19 protein-coding genes are annotated in these 20548 nt (G+C 50.1%); 5 read left to right on the forward strand and 14 right to left on the reverse strand.

From position 1 onward, the window contains the following. Positions 1-26: 26 nt before the first annotated feature. From deoC to J5W02_RS13420, 14 genes are all read right to left on the reverse strand, one after another. Positions 27-692 (reverse strand): deoxyribose-phosphate aldolase, encoded by a 666-nt coding sequence (gene deoC / locus J5W02_RS13355; protein WP_219966207.1) that lies wholly within the window; start codon positions 690-692, stop codon positions 27-29. A gap of 39 nt (positions 693-731) precedes the next feature. Continuing rightward, complete coding sequence (locus J5W02_RS13360; protein WP_219966208.1) at positions 732-1652, reverse strand: ABC transporter permease; 921 nt, start codon at positions 1650-1652, stop codon at positions 732-734. Next, positions 1642-2769, reverse strand: coding sequence for an ABC transporter permease (locus J5W02_RS13365; protein WP_219966209.1), 1128 nt, complete (start codon positions 2767-2769; stop codon positions 1642-1644). The genes J5W02_RS13360 and J5W02_RS13365 overlap by 11 nt, the downstream gene beginning before the upstream one ends. After that, on the reverse strand, positions 2744-4294 hold the full coding sequence (locus J5W02_RS13370; RefSeq protein ID WP_219966210.1) for an ABC transporter ATP-binding protein: 1551 nt from the start codon (positions 4292-4294) through the stop codon (positions 2744-2746). The genes J5W02_RS13365 and J5W02_RS13370 overlap by 26 nt, the downstream gene beginning before the upstream one ends. Before the next feature lie 100 nt (positions 4295-4394). Next, positions 4395-5483 (reverse strand): BMP family ABC transporter substrate-binding protein, encoded by a 1089-nt coding sequence (locus J5W02_RS13375; RefSeq protein WP_219966211.1) that lies wholly within the window; start codon positions 5481-5483, stop codon positions 4395-4397. A 134-nt stretch (positions 5484-5617) separates the two neighbouring features. Further along, positions 5618-6328 (reverse strand): purine-nucleoside phosphorylase, encoded by a 711-nt coding sequence (deoD, locus tag J5W02_RS13380; protein WP_219966212.1) that lies wholly within the window; start codon positions 6326-6328, stop codon positions 5618-5620. Positions 6329-6341: 13 nt separating this feature from the next. Continuing rightward, positions 6342-7511 (reverse strand): phosphopentomutase, encoded by a 1170-nt coding sequence (locus tag J5W02_RS13385; protein ID WP_219966213.1) that lies wholly within the window; start codon positions 7509-7511, stop codon positions 6342-6344. 18 nt (positions 7512-7529) lie between these two features. Further along, a complete protein-coding gene (locus J5W02_RS13390; protein ID WP_255575767.1) occupies positions 7530-8525 on the reverse strand; it encodes a LacI family DNA-binding transcriptional regulator in 996 nt (331 codons plus the stop codon). Positions 8526-8776: 251 nt separating this feature from the next. Beyond that, complete coding sequence (locus J5W02_RS13395) at positions 8777-9682, reverse strand: magnesium transporter CorA family protein (protein WP_219966214.1); 906 nt, start codon at positions 9680-9682, stop codon at positions 8777-8779. 156 nt (positions 9683-9838) lie between these two features. Next, a complete protein-coding gene (locus J5W02_RS13400; RefSeq protein ID WP_219966215.1) occupies positions 9839-10690 on the reverse strand; it encodes a MetQ/NlpA family ABC transporter substrate-binding protein in 852 nt (283 codons plus the stop codon). 28 nt (positions 10691-10718) lie between these two features. Next, positions 10719-11381, reverse strand: a complete 663-nt coding sequence (locus tag J5W02_RS13405) for a methionine ABC transporter permease (RefSeq protein WP_219966216.1) — start codon at positions 11379-11381, stop codon at positions 10719-10721. Continuing rightward, the gene (locus tag J5W02_RS13410) at positions 11371-12384 is read right to left on the reverse strand and encodes a methionine ABC transporter ATP-binding protein (RefSeq protein ID WP_219966217.1); all 1014 of its coding nucleotides are present in this window, start codon (positions 12382-12384) and stop codon (positions 11371-11373) included. Before J5W02_RS13410 ends, J5W02_RS13405 begins: the two co-directional genes overlap by 11 nt. A gap of 96 nt (positions 12385-12480) precedes the next feature. After that, positions 12481-13143 (reverse strand): tRNA (guanosine(46)-N7)-methyltransferase TrmB, encoded by a 663-nt coding sequence (trmB, locus tag J5W02_RS13415; protein ID WP_219966218.1) that lies wholly within the window; start codon positions 13141-13143, stop codon positions 12481-12483. A 12-nt stretch (positions 13144-13155) separates the two neighbouring features. Next, a complete protein-coding gene (locus tag J5W02_RS13420) occupies positions 13156-13644 on the reverse strand; it encodes a YbaK/EbsC family protein (protein WP_219966219.1) in 489 nt (162 codons plus the stop codon). Between the two features lie 435 nt (positions 13645-14079). Between J5W02_RS13420 and J5W02_RS14845 the strand changes: the two genes are divergently transcribed. From J5W02_RS14845 to J5W02_RS13445, 5 genes are all read left to right on the forward strand, one after another. Continuing rightward, positions 14080-16368: a diguanylate cyclase domain-containing protein gene (locus tag J5W02_RS14845; RefSeq protein WP_219966220.1), complete on the forward strand. Its 2289-nt coding sequence runs from the start codon at positions 14080-14082 to the stop codon at positions 16366-16368. Positions 16369-16496: 128 nt separating this feature from the next. Next, a complete protein-coding gene (locus J5W02_RS13430; protein ID WP_219966221.1) occupies positions 16497-17561 on the forward strand; it encodes an FAD:protein FMN transferase in 1065 nt (354 codons plus the stop codon). Positions 17562-17709: 148 nt separating this feature from the next. Continuing rightward, positions 17710-19050, forward strand: a complete 1341-nt coding sequence (rsxC, locus tag J5W02_RS13435) for an electron transport complex subunit RsxC (RefSeq protein ID WP_219966222.1) — start codon at positions 17710-17712, stop codon at positions 19048-19050. Next, positions 19050-20003: an RnfABCDGE type electron transport complex subunit D gene (locus J5W02_RS13440; protein ID WP_219966223.1), complete on the forward strand. Its 954-nt coding sequence runs from the start codon at positions 19050-19052 to the stop codon at positions 20001-20003. The genes rsxC and J5W02_RS13440 overlap by 1 nt, the downstream gene beginning before the upstream one ends. Continuing rightward, positions 19993-20547, forward strand: coding sequence for an FMN-binding protein (locus J5W02_RS13445; RefSeq protein WP_219966224.1), 555 nt, complete (start codon positions 19993-19995; stop codon positions 20545-20547). Before J5W02_RS13440 ends, J5W02_RS13445 begins: the two co-directional genes overlap by 11 nt. Position 20548: the final 1 nt, after the last annotated feature.

Consider the following 20548-nt stretch of genomic DNA (forward strand, 5'->3'; position numbering starts at 1 on the left):
GATTTTTTATATTCGCCGGGAGCCGGTCAATATCCGTGCGCCTCTTCATTTTTTATGATTTTAATGATTCTGCTCGTACCGAGCCGGGACGCGCCAAGAGAAACGAATTTCTCCGCGTCGTCCATAGTCTTGATGCCGCCGGCCGCCTTGATTCCGACATTCGGCCCAACGTGGGCGGCAAAAAGAGCGACATCCTCAAACGTAGCGCCCGCCGTTGAGAATCCGGTGGAGGTCTTGATAAAATCCGCGCCGGATTCGGTCACTACCTCACACATTTTTATTTTTTCTTCCTCTGTCAGCAGGCAGGTTTCAATAATGACCTTTAAGATGTGAGTGCCGCAGGCGGCCTTTACCTGTCTGATTTCATCCAGCTGCAAATCGTAAAGCCCGTCTTTGATGTAGCCGATATTGACGACCATATCGATTTCATCGGCGCCGTTCTCAAGAGCGTCTTTCGTTTCAAACACTTTGGCCGCCGTGGTGGAATAGCCGTTTGGAAACCCGATTACGGTGCAAACCGCCATTTTGTCGCCTACATATTCCTTTGCCCGCTTCACATACGCGGCGGGGATACAGACGGACGCAGTACGGTACTTAACCGCGTCGTCGCAAATTTGTTTGATCTCTGCCCATGTTGCGGTCTGTGTCAGCAGAGTATGATCCACTTTTTCAAGTATTTCCTGGTGATCCATTTTCATGATCTCCTTTTTATTTTTCAATACCTTATTCTGTTACCTTACGCCCTTTTCATACGGTTCGCCGTCTGCTTTCGGTGCGACCGAACGGCCGACAAACAGAATCAGAACCACAATGGTCAGAATGTACGGCAACATTGCGAGAATCTGGGACGGAACGGCAAAGTCGCCGCCGCCCAGCACAATGGTCAACGCCTGTGCAAAGCCGAAAAGCAGGCACGCACCGTAGGCGCCGAACGGAGTCCATTTTCCGAAAATAACGGCTGCCAGCGCGATAAAGCCCTGCCCGCTAATCGCGGTCGGCGTAAACTGAGAGATAATGGCAAGCGTCATGGAAGCGCCGCCGAAACCGGCAAGAATACCGGATGCAAACACACAGAGGTAGCGAACACGGCTTACATTAATGCCCAGTGTATCGGCTGCGGCAGGATGCTCACCCACAGAACGGACATGAAGTCCCCATTTTGTCTGATAAAGGAAAAACCACATAGCAGCGGAAACGGCAAGCGCAAGCACAACCGTAACGTCCACGTTCAGGTTTTTCAGCGGGCTGTCGGCAAATCCGCTTTCCCCAAACAGCTTCGGCAGTGTTTTTGCCGGCATCGTCATGGTCGCGTCGTCAAACATCAGACGGCAGAAAAAGAGCGCCAGTCCGGGGCCAATCAGATTGATGGCAATACCGGAAATGGTTTGATCCGCCTTAAAGGTTACGGAAGCAACCGCATGCAGAAGAGAAATCAGGCCGCCCGCCGCACCGGCCGCAAGCAGGCCGAGCCAGGGATTGCCGGTGAAATAGCTGACTGCGGCCGCCGTGAACGCGCCCACCGTCATCATGCCCTCAATCCCGATGTTGACGACGCCGGAGCGCTCCGAAATCACGCCGCCCAGCGCGCCGAACACCAGCGGGGTCGAATACATCAGTGTAATGCCAAGCAGCAGAAGAATTTTACTTAACATGATGAGCACCTCTCTTTTCCAGCCTGTCGGCAAGTGACGGCACTATTTTCGTCAGAGCCACAAAAAATACGATGGTGCCGATCATGATATTGATAATCTCCGTCGGAGCGCCGACATCCTGCTGCACACTCTGGCCGCCGTAAAGCAGTCCGCCGAACAAAAGTCCGGCAAAGATGCAGCCAATCGGAGAAGAACCGGCAATCAGCGCGACGGACAAACCGTTGAAACCGTTGTTTTCAAAAGCGGCCATCTGGGAAATTTTGTGAGGGGAGGTACCCGTAATCGCCAAAGCGCCCGCAAGACCGGCCAGAGCGCCCGCAATCAGCATGGCCTGCGTGATATTGCGGCCAACGTTGATTCCGGCGAATTCAGCGGCGTCACGGTTAAAACCGACGGCGCGCAGCTCGTAGCCCTTAGTGGAACGGTAAAGCAGAAACCAGATGACAATCGCCATCAGAACCGCAATGAGGATGCCAAAATTCACATCCGTTTTCAGCATCATCTCATACAGCCATTTGTTCGGTTTCAGAGCTGCCATGCCCGCTTTGGAAGCCTTCCAGTTTGGCAGGAGCATAGTAAAGCTTGATTCATTGACCGCATAGGAACTGGTGGAATTCGGCTGATGATAAACCGCCGTATTGACCACAAAGTTGGAAAGATACAGGCCGATCCAGTTCAGCATGATACTGGTGATTACCTCATGAATGCCGAACTTTGCTTTCAGGTAGCCGATAATCCCGCCGAAAGCCGCACCGGCAAGAACACCGGAAAGAACAACAAGCGGAATCTGAATCACGGGCGCAAAGTTAAACTTGACGCCAACGCAAACAGCGGCAATGGTTCCCGCTATGTACTGGCCCTCTGCGCCAATGTTGAACAATCCGGTTTTAAAGGCAAACGCAACGCTCAGTCCGGTTAAAATAATCGGCGTTGCCTTGATAATGACGTTGGAGATGTATTTGGGCTTTGCGAAAATGCCGTTGAACAGCGCCCCGAAAGACTGCCAGGGATTGTACCCCGCGAATACAAGTACCACCGCGGCGACAAGAAAACCGAACAGAATCGCGATGAAGGTTGATGTAATCGGTTTTTTAAGAATTTTGACTGTCGTTTTCATCAAGTTTCCCTCCCGCCATTAAAAGTCCGATGGTTTTTTCGTCAACCTCACCCTGTTTGAAGCTGTCGACAATCGTTCCCGCGTAAATCACATCGATGGTATCCGCTACATTCATAACCTCGTCAAGTTCCAGGGAAATCAAAAGGATTGCCCTGCCCTTGTCCCGCTCACGCACCAGCGTTTTGTGAACATATTCAATCGCGCCAACGTCCAGTCCGCGGGTGGGCTGCACGGCAATCAGAAGATCCGGCTCGTTGGAGATTTCGCGGGCCAGAATCACCTTCTGCTGATTTCCTCCGGAAAGTCCGCGCACCGGATGGCCTTCGCAGTTATCCGGGCGAATATCGAATTCCTTAATCAGACCCTTGGTATAGGAAAGAATTTCGCTTCTGTTGAGCATACCGCTCTTGCTGTACGGCTGGCTGCGGTATTTTTCAATGACCATATTTTCCGCCACCGTAAACGGAAGGATCAGTCCGCGCTTCTGCCGGTCTTCATGTACCGTGGATATTTTATGGTCGATGACGTTGCGCGGGGACGTGTTCTGAATTTCCGCCCCGTTGATTTTAATGGTGCCGCTCTCCGCTTTTGTCAGGTTGGTAATCGCTTCAACCAGCTCTTTCTGGCCGTTTCCGTCTATACCGGCCACACCGACAATTTCGCCCCTGCGCACCTTCAGAGACAGATTTTTGACCGCGTCCAGCTTCCGTTCGTCCTTAACCGTGAGATTGTCGATTTCAAAGACGACTTCGCCCGGGTTGGCCGGGGATTTTTCGACTACAAGCTGGACGGCATGGCCGACCATCTTGGTGGCGAGCTCTTCCTGATCCACGTCGGCAACTTTCACCGTGTCGATATACTCGCCGCGGCGGATAATCGTGCAGACATCGGAAGAGGCTTTGATCTCTTTGAGTTTATGAGTAATGATAATGATTGTTTTACCATCCGCGATCAGATTATGCATAATCTGAATCAGGTCATCGATTTCCTGCGGAGTGAGCACCGCCGTGGGCTCGTCGAGAATGAGCAGGTCGACTCCGCGGTAGAGTGCCTTTAATATTTCAACACGCTGCTGCATGCCAACGGAAATATCTTCTATCTTTGCATCCGGATCTACTTCAAGACCGTATTTCTTTACGATTTCAAGAATTTCCTCGCGTGCTTTTTTCATATTTAATACGCCGAACTGACTGGTGACTTCATTGCCCAGAATAATATTCTGGGTAACCGTAAAATTATCTACCAACATGAAATGCTGATGAACCATGCCGATTCCGTGTTCAATCGCAATATTGGGGTTTTTAATATTGACCTTTTCCCCATTTAAAAAAACTTCTCCCGCTTCGGCCTGGTACAGGCCGTACAGAACATTCATCAATGTACTTTTTCCGGCGCCATTCTCGCCCAATATGGCATGAATTGTACCCTTTTTAACATCCAGATTGACGTCATTCAGAGCGCAAAAGGAGCCGAACATCTTTGTAATACCGTGCATCTGCACCGCGTATTCCCTGTTGACTTCCATTACAGTAGACCCCCTGCCCGTTAATAAGTCTTTTGAAGCACAACGGGGCGCAATAAAATCCATGCGCCCCGTTGCTCAAAAAAAATAGAAAAATGATTAATTATTTGAGTCCTTTTTCGAATTCAGCGAATTCAGCTTTGTTTGCCGGAGGAGTGATGGTCTTGTCTTTAATCTTGGCTTCGAGCGCAATTGCTGCGTTATAGGTGTCGTCACCCATCAGCTTGTGCTCTTCCGGAATACCGACAGCGTCTTCGGTCAGGCCGTAAGTGTAAGTCTGGCCGCCGATTTCCTTGCCGTCCATTGCGTCCTTGGAAACGAGTTCAACTGCCTGGTTAACAAGTTTCAGAGCAGAAGTAAGAACGTTTTCAGGTGCAAGATAAGCCTGGTCACGGTCAACACCGATCGCGTATTTCTTGGCTTCTTTGGCTGCTTCAATAACGCCAACGCCTACGCCGCCGGCAGCATGGAACACAACATCGCATCCATTGGAGAACATCTTGGTGGCAATAGCCTTGCCCTTAGCGGAATCTGTGAAGCTTTCAGCATACTGAGAGTCAACGGTAATGGTTTTGCCGAGCTCTTTCGCTGCGTATGCAACACCCGCTCTGTAGCCGTACTCAAACTGGTCGATGATGGCGCTGGTCATACCGCCGACAAAACCGACTTTGTTTGTTTTTGTTGTTTTAGCTGCAATGTAGCCGACCAGGAAGGAAGGCTCCTGAGCGCGGAACATTACGCCGGTCACGTTTGCTGGGGTTTTCTCATAAGCATTATCTACGATTGCGTAGTTGATGTCAGGATTCTGTTTTGCGGAATTAAGGATGGCGTCGGCCATTGCAAAGCCGATACCCCAGATCAGATTGTTGCCGTCGTCGGCAGCCTTATCCAGGTTCGTCGCGTAGTCGGATTCCTGCTTGGACTCGGAATACTTGACTGTTACGCCGGTATCCTTGGAAAGCTTCTGCAAACCTTCCCATGCGGACTGGTTGAAGGACTGGTCGTTGACACCGCCGGTATCAGTCACCATGCCGATTTTAAAATCGGACGCTGCTGCGGATTCCGCTTTGCTTTCGGCAGCTGAACTGGCTGCTGCTGGTGCTGCGCTGGATGCCGCAGGGGCATTGGAAGAGCAGGCGGTAACAGAAGCGGTCATCATAACTGCAAGAAAAAGTGCTACAATCTTCTTCATTAATTTTTCCTCCTGATTATTTTTTTTGGATATATGGAATACCACGAAAACCGTGATATTGATCCCGTTCTCTATTTATGCCGAAAAATATCTTACTTTATTTCACCATGTTTTGCAAGGGCTTTTCAAGAAAGTCAGGCGATGTCCAAAGCGATTTCCATCATCTGGGTAAAGCCGGTCTGTCGCTCCTGGGCTGAGAGGGATTCACCGGTAAACGGGCAGTCAGAGATGGTAAGAAGGCAAAGCGCGTTTTTATTTGCCCTTGCGGCATTCATGTACAAAGCAGCGGCTTCCATTTCCACCGCCAGAACGCCCATTTTCTTCCACGACGCCAGCGCGTTTTCGTCGTCGCCGTAAAAAACGTCTGAAGAAAGAACGTTTCCCACCATTGTGTGAACGCCGAGTTTCTCGGCGGAAGTGACCGCTCGTCTGAGCAGGTCATAGCTGGCAATCGGCGCGAAGGTACCCGGAAGATGATACTGAGACGCGTAATTGGAATCTGTGCAGGCGCCCATACCGACAACAACGTCACGAACATGGACGCTGTCGGCGATCCCGCCGGCGGAACCGATGCGGATGATGTTTTCCACTCCGTAGAAATTGAAAAGCTCATAGGTGTAGATGCCGACGGAAGGCATTCCCATACCGCCGCCCATTACGGATACGCGCTTGCCCTTGTACGTTCCCGTGTAACCGAGCATATTGCGCACAGTGTTAAAGCACACCGTGTCAGTCAGATAGGTTTCAGCGATAAATTTGGCACGGAGCGGGTCACCCGGCATCAGGACGGTTTTTGCAATTTCTCCCTCTTTGGCTCCATTGTGGGGCGTTGGTACGTTAGACATAAGTTTCTCCTCTTCAGTCGACAATATTTTTCAGTTGGGAAGTACCGGTAATTTCCGGCTTTACCCCGAAATAATCAAGAATCGTGGCAGCGATATCGGCAAAGGTCGGCAAAGTGCCCAGATTGGCCCCGGCTTTCACATGTTTGCCGCAAATCACCCACGGCGTGTACTCCCGAGAATGGTCGGTAGAAGGCGTAATCGGGTCGCAGCCGTGATCCGCCGTAATCATCAGCAGGTCGTCTTCCCGCAGTCCCGCCAGAATTTCCGGCAGTTTTTCATCAAAATAGGTCAGCCCTTTTGCGTACCCGTCCACATCGTTCCGGTGACCGTACAGCATGTCAAAATCAACCAGATTGATAAAGCACAGGCCGTCAAATTCTTCTTTGGTCAATTCGATGGTCCGTTCAATTCCTTCCTCGTTGCCCTTTGTCCTCATAAAACGGGTAATTCCCTTGCCGGCGAAAATATCGTTGATTTTCCCGACTGCGATTACGTCGTGACCGCCCTCCTTGAGCTGATCCAGCATGGTTGTCTTCGGCGGCAGCAGGGAAAAGTCGTGACGGTTCGTTGTGCGGGTATAATCAGGATAGGTTCCGACAAACGGCCTTGCAATGACCCGGCCGACGCCGTGTTCGCCCACCAGCAACTCTCTGGCAATCTGGCAGTAGCGGTAAAGCTCCTCTACGGGAACAAGTTCTTCATTTGCCGCTATTTGAAAGACGCTGTCCGCAGAAGTGTAAACAATAAGCGCGCCCGTTTCGGCGTGTTCTCTGCCGTAATCACGAATAACATCGGTACCGGAATAGGGCTTGTTGCAGATGACCCTGCGGCCCGTCTTTTCCTCAAACGCGCGGATAACCTCCGGCGGAAAACCATCCGGATAAGTCGGCAGCGGCTTTGGAGAATTGATCCCCGCAATTTCCCAGTGGCCGATGGTGGTATCTTTCCCCTTGGAAACTTCCCTCAGACGCGCAACCGCGCCCGCGGGATGCTCTACCCCCGGGCGGCAGGTAACACCGTCAATGTTAAAAAGCCCCAGCTTCCGCATATTGGGCATAGTAAAATAACTGCTTGTCGCGGCGGCCGCGAGCGTGTTGCTTCCCACGTCGCCATACTCAGCGGCGTCCGGCTCTTCCCCGATACCGACACTGTCAAGCACAATCAAAAAAACGCGTTTATTCATAATTTCCGCCTTTCTTTCTCAACCGGGAATTCTTGTTGTCTGCCCCATTTGCAGGGAAACAGGCAAAACATTTTCTCTGGAACTAATCTTCCCATTTGCTACCTGATCTATTATCAATTTTGCCGCAAGACGGCCGATTTCTTCAATCGGCTGTACCACAGTGGTCAGTGCCGGCGTCATCAGTGAGCTGAGCTCAATCCCGTCGTATCCCACGATCATGATGTCGTCCGGAACTTTTCTGCCCTGTTCGAACAGTACCTTGTAAAGAGACATTGCGGTCATATCGCTTAAAGCCAAAATTCCATCCACATGCGGAAAACGTTTGAGAAGCTCCCGCGAGCTTTCCCTCACATCCGCGCTGTACTGACTTTCCATAAACAGCGGCTGAATCCCGTGTTCGTTGCAGGCATCCACATACCCCAAAAAGCGCTGGCTTCCGCTGGAATACTTCTGCGGCCCGCGCATGAGGACAATATGGCGGCACCCGCACTCAATCAGATGCTCGGTGGCAAGCCGCCCGCCCGAGTAATTATCGGACTGAACCACGGCGGTGTAGCGGCTGCCCGCGTCTTTGTCCAGGGCGACAACCGGCAGCGGACAGTTCCGGATTTCCTCATCCAGATTGTCGTTGTTCGCGGTAATAATAATGCCGTCCGCATTCATGGCGGTCAGCATATTGATATAGGCGACTTCCTTCTTTGGATTTTCGTCTGAGTTGCACAGAATCATTTTATAGCCGTTCTGAAACGCCTCATCTTCAATTGCCCGACCGATCTCAGTCAGAAAGACGTTCAGGATGCTCGGCACAATATATCCGATAATTTTGGAAGATTTTTTGTAGAGCGAACGCGCAATTTCGTTCGGTTTGAAACCGGTTGCTTCTATCGCTTCCAAAACGCGTTTCACTTTTTCTTCGCTTACCCTTGCCGTCCCGTTGATGACACGAGACACTGTTGCCGACGACACACCGGCCAATCTCGCCACATCGCTGATCTGAGCCAAAATCATCACCATAACTTTCCTGTTAAAAAATGCGGTTGAAAAAATCTCTTTTGACACTATTTATGAAACCGGTTTCATAATATTTTCATTTTACATCTTAGCTTTTAAAATGTCAATATTTTTCCAGTATAAGACTGTTTTTTTGTTTACAATGAACATGGAACGCCGTATTTTTCTGTGCGAAACCTGTCTTAATAATCATTATTATATTACAATAAGCAAAATACTTCCAGTGCTTTCCTGAAATAATTTCAAAATCTTCTTTATAATATCTTTTTCTTTTTGAAAAAAAGAATGCAGACGATCACAACAGCCACCGAAAGCCCCGCGGCAAAGGCGTACCCGTACGGCCACTGAAGTTCCGGCATATATTTAAAATTCATGCCATACCAGCCGACCAAAAGGGTGAGGGGAAGAAAAATGGCGGTAATCACGGTAAAAAGCTTCATAATGGCGTTCAGCCCGATGTCCACCTGGGACTGATATGCCTCCCTTACCTGAGTGATATAATCGCGCAGGTTCAGAACGCTTCGGTTCAGGCGGTCCACGCGAGCCGTAAACATCTTAAAGTAGCGCAACGCGCCGGACGTTAAAATCCCGTTGGCGTTTTCTTCAATACTCTCCGCGACATCCAGCAGCTGCTCATAGTATTTTTTATAGAACATCAGCCTTTTCCGCAATCCAATGATATCTTTAATAAAATCCTCGTTCGCGCCTTCCATCACCCCTTCTTCCAGAGCGGAGATTTCCTCTTCCAGCGCTTCCAGTTCTTCAGAATCATGAATGGTCAGGTTATTAAAAAATGCATAAAGGATCCTCGTAATATTCAAATTGGAGGTTCTGTTGCTGGCGAAGGTATCCAGCACATCCTGTACCGCGCGGTTTTCCCGGTTGCTGACAAAGACAATCTGATTCGGCATGATATACAGCCCGATCCGATGGGTCAGATACCGCTCGCCCTCATTGACCACATTCAGCAGAATAAAGTCGTACCCGTCGTACGCCTCCAGTTTGGCGGGTCCCGGATTCGCGCACTCGTCAAAGGTGTGGGGCGCCGCGGAAAAATGACCGGCGTGCAGCTCCTCCGGCGTACAGACACAAACGGTATCCGGCGCAAACGGAGTTTCCGCTGCCTCAAGAATTTCTTTTGTAATTCGATAGCACTTCATAGCCATACCCCTATTCTTTCAATTCCCACTCGACGGCGGTCTCTCCGCACACGGGTTTGACAAATTAATACCATTGTAGCAAAATACACCCTTTATTTCAACGCCAAAACACCTGTACGGAAAAACCGTACAGGTGTTTTAGGCAATTGTTTTCGCTTATTTTACGGGAACAACAGCTCCATTAAACGTATTGGTAATAAAGGTTTTGATTTCATCGCTCTTGAGAACCTCGATCAGAGCCTTGATGTCCTCACGGCTTTCGTCGCCCTCACGGACGGCGATAATGTTGGCGTAGGTGGCCGCGGCAAGAGAATCGTTCGCTTCCACTGCGAGCGCGTCGGTAACCTTCAGGCTGCCTTCCAGCGCATAGTTGCCGTTAATAACAGCCAGATCCACGTCAGGCAGGGTGCGCACGAGCTGCGCGGCTTCAATCTCCGTAAACTTCAGGTTCTTCGGATTCTCTGCAATATCCTTCTGGGTGGCGGTGATGCCCGTGCCGTCCTTCAGTTTAATCAGTCCCTGGTCCTGAAGCAATAAAAGCGCTCTGGCTTCGTTGGAAGTATCGTTCGGAACCGCGATGGTCGCGCCGTCCTTCAGATCGGCAAGAGCCTTGGTTTTTCCGGCGTAAATGCCGAACGGCTCGTAGTGAATGGAGCCCGCGGAAACAATCTTGGTTCCGTTTTCCTTATTGAACTCATCCAAATACGGCTGATGCTGGAAATAGTTGGCGTCCAGATCCTTGCTTTCCAGAGCGGTGTTCGGAAGAACATAATCGGAGAATTCTCTGATTTCAAGATCGTAGCCCTTTTCTTTCAGAAGCTTGGCGGCCTCCTTCAAAATAATAGCGTGCGGAGTCGGGGATGCGCCAATCACAATTTTCTTGGCAGCCGCCGTGCTTTGCGCGGTGCTTGCAGCGGCAGCGGAGGACGCGGCTCCGGATTTTGCACAGCCTGTGAATACGGAAACGGATATTGCCGCGAGTAATAATATAGATAACAGTTTTTTCATGATAAACCCCCAAATTTAAATAGTAAAATTATTTCTTCCTTTTATCGCTCAGCCCGGCGGCTTTCATGCCGATGCCCTGAAGCACCTGCACAATGACGACCAGCAGAACCGTAGCGATCAGCATCATCTCGCCCTGCCAGCGGTAAAGCCCGTAGTTGATGGCAATGGTGCCCAGTCCGCCGCCGCCGACAACGCCGGCCATGGCGGAATACCCCAGAATGGTTGTGACCGCAATGGCACAGCCAACAATCAGGGACGGCTTTGATTCCGGAATCAGAACCTTCCAGATAATCTGGAAGTCGGACGCGCCCATGGACTGAGCGGCTTCGATCACGCCGATGTCGATTTCCTTCAGTGAAGACTCTACCAGCCTTGCGATAAAGGGCGCCGCCGACAACGTCAGCGGAACAATCGTCGCTGTGGCGCCGATTGCAGTCCCCGCCACCAGCCTGGTAAACGGGAAGATAGCAATCATCAAAATCAGGAACGGGATGGAACGGGTCAGATTGACGATTACATCCAGTACCTTATATACGGAAGCGTGCGGGCGGATCCCGTCCTTTGCGCTGGTGAACAGCAGGATTCCCACGGGCAATCCGATCAGATAGGCGAACAGTGTAGACGCCAGTACCATATACAGGGTTTCACCAATACCCTGCACCAACATGCTCAGCGTTGACTCATCCCACATAACCGTTCACCTCCTCTGCGGACAGACCTTTCGCGCGTACATAGGCAAACATTTTCTGCGCCAGAGCCTCATCCTGCGGCAGTTGAACCACCATTTGGCCAAATGCCTTACCGTCTATGTCTTTGGTGTCTGCGTACATAATGTTCACGGGAGCCTTGCAGTCGAGAACCATATTCGCAATGATCGGTTCAAAAGAAGAATTCCCGTCAAACACAATCCGCATACATCGCTTGCTTATCATTTTATCGGAAAGCTTCCCCTCCGGATAAACCAGCTTTTGCGCCGCCGCCGTCTGGGGCCGGTGGAAAATATCCTCCACTGCGCCGAATTCGGCGATCTGACTGTTGTCAATAATCGCGACGCGATTGCAGATTTCTTCTATTACGCTCATCTGGTGCGTAATAATCACAATCGTAATGCCCATACGGCGGTTGATATCTTTCAGCAAAGCCAATATGGACGTCGTGGTGGTCGGGTCGAGTGCGCTGGTGGCTTCGTCGCATAAAAGCACCTTTGGATTCGTCGCGAGTGCGCGGGCAATGGCCACACGCTGTTTCTGACCGCCGGAAAGCTGCGCAGGGTAAGCCTGCGCCCTGTCGGTCAACCCGACAAGCTCCAGAAGTTCTTTGGCTCTTTTCCTTGCAGAAGTCTTATCCACACCCGCAAGTTCCAACGGGAAACAAATATTCTGTTCCGCCGTACGCTGCATCAAAAGATTGAACTGCTGGAAAATCATTCCCATGGAACGCCGCACCTTGCGCAAATCCTTGCTGCTCAGGCTGGAAAGATCGTGCCCGTCAAACAGCACGGTTCCTTCCGTGGGCTTTTCCAGCATATTGATACATCGCACCAACGTACTCTTACCGGCGCCGCTCATACCGATAATGCCATAAATATCGCCTTTTTCAATCGTCAGATTAATATTGTTTAACGCGCGCACCTCAGAGTCCTTTGTGCGGAAGGTCTTGCTCAGCGATTGAATTTCGATAATAGCCTCGCTCAAACCGGCACCCCCTCAAATACATTACTAAACATATAGGAATTATATTAAACATTGAATAATTTGTCAATGCATATTGCAAAAATAAATAAAATTAACTTAAAGATCCGTCTTCCGCGCGACAAGCGCCTTGATTTTAATCCCTTTTTCCAGAAACATTTTCTCATGCTCCGTCAACACATTCCCCTGCTGCCCGCCGGCGTGAAGGTCATAGGTGATTGACAGGATCTCGAACCCGCTTTCTTCAAAATACACCAGCGAGTCGTCAAAAAGGGCGTCGTCGTCCGTTTTGAAGTGGATCTCCCCGTTTTTCGTCAGAATCTGCCTGTAGTTTTCCAACTGGCGGGGATAGGTCAGACGCCGTTTGTGGTGCTTGGCCTTCGGCCACGGATTGCAGAAATTAATGTAGATTCTTTCCACCGTATCGTCCGCATTCATCACCGTCAGAATCCGCTCAATATCCTGTGCGATCAGCACGACGTTGTCGGGCTTTGCGTTTTTCTCTTGAAACGCCTGTTCGATATATCGTTTTGCCGGACCGAGCACGGTATCTTTCAGATCAATGCCCATATAATTAATCTGCGGATTTTCCGGAGCAAGCCCGGCGATAAAAAGCCCCTTTCCACAGCCAAGCTCCAGATGGATGGGCTGCTGCCTCTGAAAAAAGCTGTGCCATTTACCAATATACTGTGCGGGATCGCGGACAAAAAAATCGCACGCGTCCAGTTCCGGCGCGGCCCACGGTTTATTGCGCATTCTCATGATTTCCAACCCTTATCCTTTTTCTTGCGAATCCTGCCAGTTTTTGCAGACATCGACCCATTTTACACTTTCCGATACCTTGAACAGCTCGTCGCAGCTCAGTTCCACACAGGAGCTGGCGCTGCCGCCCGCCGGATAGATTGTGGCGAACCGCTTCAGCGACTGGTCGCAGTAGACTTTGGCACAGGGCGGATTTCCAAAGGGACAGACGCCCCCCACACGGTACCCGGTCAGTATTTCCACTTCATCGGGAGCAAGCATTTTGGCCTTTGTCTGGAATTCAGCCTTGAATTTCGCGTTATCCACCTTGGCGTCTCCTGCCGCAACAACGATCACGCACCCGCCGTCACTGTGGAAAGAGATTGACTTGGCTATACGCGCTTCCTCTACGTTCAGCGCCTGTGCGGCCAGTTCCACCGTTGCGCTGGAAACCGAAAATTCGCGCAGCCGGTCTTCCATGCCGTATTTCTTTAAATAATCCCTTACTTTTTGAACCGACATTTTTTCCTCCGATTTGATAGGGAAATCATCCCTGTTTTAAGAGATAATGGCATTTGAATCAGCAGGATTTCCCTGCTGTATTCTGATGAATTCCTGAATTCTTTATAGTATAGCATACTGTGTGAAAGTAAAAAGTATTTTTATTCAAATTTGTAATAAGACACAAAATTGTCCAAATTTCATATTGGTTTTATGTATCTGTTTTCTATTAGGAATACATTGCTGTCTTTATTCTGCCGCCGGGGGATACCGGACAGGCTTTCAGCATAATCCCTTTGGTATCCGCATAAAAATGGAAAAAGAATATTGTAATATTAGTATTTTATGATAATTATTTTTATGAAATAAATCGTTGTGCGCAGAATTGAAATAGTGTATATTTTATTTATGAACAGCCGCTGCTTTCAATATCCGGAGCGGAAAGGACGTGAGCATGTGAAAATCGGTCCAAAGCTGAGAACCGTTTTGATTCTAATGATTTCCTGCTCTGTTCTGACCACCTCTTTTACTGTTTTCTCCTTTTGGCTGAAAAAGGATATCCGAACTGATATGGATCAGGAAATTAAAGAAAGGGAACAGCAGAATGCTACGGCTCTGGCAGGAAAATTTGACGGACAGTTTTCTGTCCTGACCTCTTTGGCCGCCTTTGCCGGCAGCAGAGAGGTGTTAAACGACCAAAGCGCGGCGGAAGCGCTAAGTTCCTTCGCTAAAAGCGGCGCCTTCGTACGGACCGCCGTTGCAGACAGGAACGGGGACTGCACTTTGGACAGCGGCGAAAAAAGCAATATAGCGGAATACGATTTCTTTAAAAAATCCCTGAATGGGAAGAACGTCGTTTGTGATTCCTGCTCCTTCACTTTCTATGGAAAAAAGAGTTTGCTTTTTTCCGTCCCGATTTACCGAAACCGTTCTATAACCGGTGTAATCATGGGAATTTCGGATATCGGTTCGATGCGGAGCGCCTTGAATTCACCCGTATACGGCGGTGCGGGGTTCCGTTTGCTCATCGACCGGAACGGCAGCGTCATCCTTCAGTCGGACACGCCGTTTAACAACACGGACGAAAACCTTTTTTCCTCTTTACTGAGCATGAATCAAGCCAATCGGGACAGCATCGACCGCATCCGAGGCATCATTAACCGTTCGGAAAACGGTACCGTGGAATGCAGGGACAAAACATCCTTGCGTTATCTTTATTTTACCCCTGTTGCCGGAACAGACTGGTATCTGGCGGCAGTATTTCCCGCCGATGCAATGCTTTTGAAATTCAGGCATATTCTTTTGCTCTGCGGGATTCCTGTGCTTGGCACCGCAGCAACCTTCCTTCTGCTTGGGGTTTACGCGGTCATTCTGCTGCGCCGGAAAAATTCCGATGTAAAGAAAGGAATTCAGGAGCTGAAAGCGCTGACCGCCAATATACCCGGCTGTGTGCAGCACTGCAAATACGACAGTACCCTCACGATTGTATACTGCAGCGTCGGCTTTCTGCAGCTGACCGGATATACGTTGGAAGAAATTGAGCGGCAGTTCCGCGGCCAGTTTATCCGCATGATCTATGAACCCGACCGCGAGGGCATCCGCCGCAGTATTGACGCTCAGCTCCAAACCGGCAGAGTCATAGACGTTCAGTACCGTCTGCTCCGGAAAGACGGCTCTCTGATCTGGGTTCTTGACAAGGGGCAATTAATGGCCGAAAGCGGTACGGAGCCGGAGCTTTACTGTCTGCTGACAGACATTACCGACCAGCGTGCGGTTATTCAGGAGCTGGAAATCAGCAATGAACGTTATCAGATTGTGCTGGACCAGTCGGACAGCATGATCTTCGAATATGATATCCTCAACAGTACGATATCCAACAGCACCAGCAGCCTGTATATGTTCGGCAGCAGTCAAACAGGCAGCCGGAACGTCATCGCGAATTTCCCGGAAAGCATACTGAAAAGCGACATCATCCATCCGGACGACCTCAGCATATTCCGCTCCATGTTTGTCAGTGTCAGCAGCGGAGCGCACAGCGCGGAAGGCGAATGCAGACTGAAAGACCAAAACGGTTCCTACCTCTGGTACAGCATCAAGATTACTACCATTTTTAATGAAAACGGAGAACCCGTTCGGGCAATCGGGAGAATCAGCGATATCACCTGCCAGAAAGAAGCCACGCAAAAGCTGGTGCAGAGCGCCCAGCGGGACGGGCTGACGGGGCTGCTGAACAAATCCGCCACAAAAGCATACATAGAGCAGGCGCTGGTCGGCAGCGAGCTTTGCGCGCTGTATATCATCGACATCGACCATTTCAAGGATATTAATGATAACCTTGGCCATATGTTCGGCGACGCCGTTCTGGCGGAAATCGGCAACAAGCTGAAAAAACTGTTCCGTACCTCCGACGTGGTGGGGCGTGTGGGCGGAGACGAATTTATGGTACTGCTGAAAAGCCTGAATAATCTGTCGCTGATTGTTGATAAAGCCACAGCCATTCACCAAAGCCTTCAGCAAACTTTTGTTAACAGCTCCAAAAATTATTCCGTTTCCGGCAGTATTGGAATCGCAGTCTATCCGAAAGACGGCATGACCTATGCGGATTTATACAAAAAGGCCGACGCCGCCCTTTACGAGGCCAAACGCTGCGGCAGGAGCCAGTTTGTGATTTTTGACAGCAGCCTTCAAATGCTTGGGGACCTGAATGATCCTTCCGGTTTGTTTGATTTTCCGATCCCACGATGACAAAATTCGAAATAAGTGGAAGCCAGTTTTCCGGCATTTGGGCCGGCAGACGGCTTCCATTTTAAATACAGCTTGAATTAACCCCGAATCGTGATATAATGCTAGACAGTTATTTTATGGAGGAAAAAATGAATAAACACAAAAAAATCGTTTTAATGCTCAGTGCTTTGCTGGCTGCCATCATTATTTGCCTTGCTTTCCTCTGGATCAGATTTGGGCAGCGCACAAAAAGCTATGAATGCACGAACTTTGCAATGGACACCTATGTCCAGCAGACAGTCTACGGAAAAAATGGGGAAACCGCGGCCGCCGCGGCGGCAAAAAAAATAGGAGAACTGGAAGATCTGATTTCCTGGAGAATCACAGATTCCGATATTGATAAACTGAATCAGTCCTCCGGTTCCGACTGGGTCAGTCTTGACGCAAGAACAATTTCCGTGCTTCAGAAAAGCCTTGATGTCGCGCAAAAATCCGGCGGAGCTTTTGATCCCACGATTTTACCGATTACTTCCCTTTGGGATTTTGAAGGAAGCAATCAGCATGTTCCGTCAAAGGCAGAAATAGACAAGTATCTAAAATATGTGGATTATAATCAATTAAGAGTCAATGCAAAAGATTCCACTGCATCGTTAAAGCTGCACTACACCGCGGTTGATCTGGGTGCCATTGGAAAGGGCGCCGCCTGCGACGAAGCGGTTGCAGCTTACCGGCAGGCCGGCGCGGATTGCGGGATCATTGCCGTGGGCGGCAGCGTGGGTGTATTTGGCGTTAAGCAGGATCAATCCCCCTGGCACGTCGCCGTGCGCGACCCGCGCAGCTCGGAAACGCAGAGTGCTTCCATGGGGACAATTGACCTGACCTCCGGTTTTGTTTCCACTTCCGGTACCTATGAAAAGTTTTTTACGAAGGACGGCATTACCTACCATCATTTGCTGAACCCGAAAACGGGTTACCCCGAAAACAACGGTCTGATTTCCGTTACGGTGGTCTGCGACAACGGTGCGCTGAGCGATGCGCTTTCCACTGCGTGCTTTGTATTGGGAACGGAAAAGGGAACTGCTCTTTTACAAGAATATAACGCCGGGGGAATATTTATTGATACAAACAATCAGGTATTTATAACAAATAATCTAAAAAATTCATTTAATATTGTTGAAAAGCAATATACTATGACTAACGATGATGTAAAATAAGAAATTATCACCCTTCTTCTTAGTAAAATCCCGGTTACTGCAACTTTACGTACAGCACGCCTGCGGACAAACTCTGCGGGCTTGTTTTATAGATATCAAAGCCAGAAGGTATTGATAGCAGATTGAGTAAGTAATGGAGGACAAAAACATGGAATTAGTATTTCCGACCAAGCCATTTAAAACGCATGGCGGAGCGGACGTTCCCCACAACAAAAACACGGCACAGACTGAGTCAGCCGTGATGTCGCCTCCGGCACAGGTGGTGCTTCCCATGCAGCAGCATGTGGGCGCTCCCTGCACTCCCCTTGTCAAAATAGGCGAAACCGTTCTTGTGGGACAAAAAATTGCGGACAGCAGCGCGTTTATCAGTGCCCCGATTCACGCAAGCGTTTCGGGTAAAGTCAGCGCAATCAAAAAAATCATGCTGCCCGGAGGACAGTACACCGATGCAATCGTGATTGATTCCGACGGTGAAATGACTGTTTCTCCGGACGTAAAGCCGCCGGTGGCAGAAGCACTGGAAGACTTTATCAAAGCGATCCGGGAATCCGGACTGGTGGGCCTTGGCGGCGCGGGCTTTCCGGCTCATGTAAAGCTGAATGTCCCGAAGGACAAAAAGCTGGACACGATGATTGTCAACGCCGCGGAATGCGAACCGTACATAACCGCGGACAACCGCGAAGCAATTGAGAATTCCTGGGATGTATTTTCGGGAATTTACGCTGTACTCGACCTGCTGAAGCTGGAACGAGTCATAATTGCCGTTGAGGACAACAAACCCGACGTAATTGAAATTCTGAAGAAAATTGCAGACAGTAAAACCAATGACCCTGAAGACCGCGTTCGCATACTTCCTTTGCATGCACGCTACCCGCAGGGCGCTGAAAAAGTTCTAATCAAAGCCTGTACGGACCGTGAAATTCCGATGGGAAAACTTCCGGCCGACGTAGGCTGCCTTGTGATGAACATCACCTCTGTCGCGTTTATCGCAAAATACCTGAAAACAGGAATGCCGCTTGTCACAAAGCGGGTTACCATCGACGGTTCCGCCATCCGCAACCCGCAGAACGTCATTGTTCCAATCGGCACAAAGATTGCGGACATTATTGAATTCTGCGGCGGATACCAGTCGGAGCCGAAAAAGATTCTGATGGGCGGCCCAATGATGGGACTTGCCCTTGCCAGCGATGAGCTTCCGGTTCTCAAACAGAACAACGGCATCCTCGCGTTTGGCGAAAAGGAAGCCAGACTGCTTGAGCCGACCGCCTGCATCCGCTGCGGCCGCTGTGTGGAAGGCTGCCCGATGAATCTGATCCCGACTCAGCTTGAAAAATATTCCAATGCCAAGGATGTTGAAAAGCTTCAGGAGTATGACGTAATGGACTGCATGGAATGCGGCACCTGCTCGTTTAACTGCCCCGCGGGCAGACCTCTTGTTCAGGCAATCCGGCTCGGCAAGGGATTGGTAAAAGCAGGAGGTAAAAAATAATGGCAGATAAATTGATTGTATCATCCTCTCCTCATATCAGAAGCGGGGTTACAACCCGCAAAATCATGCTGGACGTCATCCTTGCGCTGACCCCGGCGGCCATTGCTTCCGTGATTATTTTCGGATTCAAGGCACTGGTGCTGATCGTCTGCTCCGTTGCTTCCTGCGTGCTCAGTGAATACGTCTGCAGGAAAGTCATGAAGCGTGAAAACACCATCGGCGACCTGAGCGCCGTCGTGACAGGCATTCTGATTGCATTTAATGTTCCGGTGGGCGTCAGCCCGTTCATTGTTATTTTCGGCGGAATTGCCGCCATCGTTGTAGTAAAGCAGATGTTCGGCGGAATCGGACAGAATTTCGTAAACCCGGCTCTGACCGCGCGCATCATTATGATGTCCTCGTTCCCTGCCCCGATGAGCAGCTGGAACACCCCGTTTTATTATCTGCATCAAACCGACGCCGTCACTACCGCTTCCCCGCTCGGTATCCTAAAGGAAGGCTCCAGCGGCACAATGCCGACCCTGCTGAACATGTTTGTCGGCGTCCGCGCCGGATGCCTCGGTGAAACCTGCGCCATCGCGCTGATTTTGGGCGGAATTTATCTGGTGGTCCGCAAGGTCATCAGCCCGGCCATTCCTCTGAGCTATGTCGGCACAGTAGCTGTGATTTCCCTGATTGCGGGCAGAAATGTTCTGTTTGACATTCTGGCCGGCGGTCTGCTGCTGGGCGCCATTTTCATGGCGACCGACTACGCAACCTCCCCCATCAATCTGAAGGGCAAAATCGTCTTCGCTGTTGGTGCGGGCGTTATCACGATGCTGATCCGTCTGTTCGGTCAGCTTCCGGAAGGCGTATCCTTCTCCATTATCTTAATGAATCTTTTGGTGCCGCACATTGAGCGTTTGACACGCCCGCTGGCATTTGGAAAGGAGCGTGTTAAAAATGAAAATTGATTCAAAAGAAGTACTCATCCCTACCATCACGCTGTTTATCATCTGCCTTGTTACCTCGGTACTGCTGGCAGCAACCAATCTGATGACACGCGATAAGATTGTGGAGATCAACAAGCAGTCGGAATCCGAATCCCGCCAGCTTGTGCTTCCCTCCGCAAAGAATTTTGAAGACTCTGAGGACGGCACCTACGCTGTCGGTAAAAATGGTAGCGAGCTTGCCGGATATGTATTCACTACCAAGACAAAGAGCTACGGCGGCGATCTAAAGGTGATGACCGGAATTGACAAGGAAGGCAAAATCACCGGCGTTGTCCTTTTGACGATCAGCGACACCCCGGGTCTGGGGCTAAACGCGCAGAAGGAAAGCTTCCGCGATCAGTACAAGAAAGCAGCACCGGAAAACGGATTTGAGGTCATCAAATCGGGCACTGCCTCCGACACGCAGATTGAGGCAATGACGGGCGCCACGATTACCAGTAAGGCCGTCACTACCTGTGTCAATGACGCGGTTAAAGAATATCAAAAAGTAAAGGGGGGCAAATGAG

The organism is Caproiciproducens faecalis (assembly GCF_019448085.1).
GTDB lineage: Bacteria > Bacillota > Clostridia > Oscillospirales > Acutalibacteraceae > Caproiciproducens > Caproiciproducens faecalis.

What these genes read in the sequence shown, in the direction of transcription:
- J5W02_RS13390 (WP_255575767.1), bottom strand. Translation starts at nt 8,525, where the DNA reads ATGGTGATGATTTTGGCTCAGATCAGCGATGTGGCGAGATTGGCCGGT.
- J5W02_RS13445 (WP_219966224.1), top strand. Translation starts at nt 19,993, where the DNA reads ATGAAAATTGATTCAAAAGAAGTACTCATCCCTACCATCACGCTGTTT.
- J5W02_RS13430 (WP_219966221.1), top strand. Translation starts at nt 16,497, where the DNA reads ATGAATAAACACAAAAAAATCGTTTTAATGCTCAGTGCTTTGCTGGCT.
- J5W02_RS13420 (WP_219966219.1), bottom strand. Translation starts at nt 13,644, where the DNA reads ATGTCGGTTCAAAAAGTAAGGGATTATTTAAAGAAATACGGCATGGAA.
- J5W02_RS13375 (WP_219966211.1), bottom strand. Translation starts at nt 5,483, where the DNA reads ATGAAGAAGATTGTAGCACTTTTTCTTGCAGTTATGATGACCGCTTCT.
- J5W02_RS13400 (WP_219966215.1), bottom strand. Translation starts at nt 10,690, where the DNA reads ATGAAAAAACTGTTATCTATATTATTACTCGCGGCAATATCCGTTTCC.
- J5W02_RS13395 (WP_219966214.1), bottom strand. Translation starts at nt 9,682, where the DNA reads ATGAAGTGCTATCGAATTACAAAAGAAATTCTTGAGGCAGCGGAAACT.
- J5W02_RS13370 (WP_219966210.1), bottom strand. Translation starts at nt 4,294, where the DNA reads ATGGAAGTCAACAGGGAATACGCGGTGCAGATGCACGGTATTACAAAG.
- rsxC (WP_219966222.1), top strand. Translation starts at nt 17,710, where the DNA reads ATGGAATTAGTATTTCCGACCAAGCCATTTAAAACGCATGGCGGAGCG.
- trmB (WP_219966218.1), bottom strand. Translation starts at nt 13,143, where the DNA reads ATGAGAATGCGCAATAAACCGTGGGCCGCGCCGGAACTGGACGCGTGC.
- J5W02_RS13405 (WP_219966216.1), bottom strand. Translation starts at nt 11,381, where the DNA reads ATGTGGGATGAGTCAACGCTGAGCATGTTGGTGCAGGGTATTGGTGAA.
- deoC (WP_219966207.1), bottom strand. Translation starts at nt 692, where the DNA reads ATGGATCACCAGGAAATACTTGAAAAAGTGGATCATACTCTGCTGACA.
- J5W02_RS13440 (WP_219966223.1), top strand. Translation starts at nt 19,050, where the DNA reads ATGGCAGATAAATTGATTGTATCATCCTCTCCTCATATCAGAAGCGGG.
- J5W02_RS13360 (WP_219966208.1), bottom strand. Translation starts at nt 1,652, where the DNA reads ATGTTAAGTAAAATTCTTCTGCTGCTTGGCATTACACTGATGTATTCG.
- deoD (WP_219966212.1), bottom strand. Translation starts at nt 6,328, where the DNA reads ATGTCTAACGTACCAACGCCCCACAATGGAGCCAAAGAGGGAGAAATT.
- J5W02_RS13385 (WP_219966213.1), bottom strand. Translation starts at nt 7,511, where the DNA reads ATGAATAAACGCGTTTTTTTGATTGTGCTTGACAGTGTCGGTATCGGG.
- J5W02_RS13365 (WP_219966209.1), bottom strand. Translation starts at nt 2,769, where the DNA reads ATGAAAACGACAGTCAAAATTCTTAAAAAACCGATTACATCAACCTTC.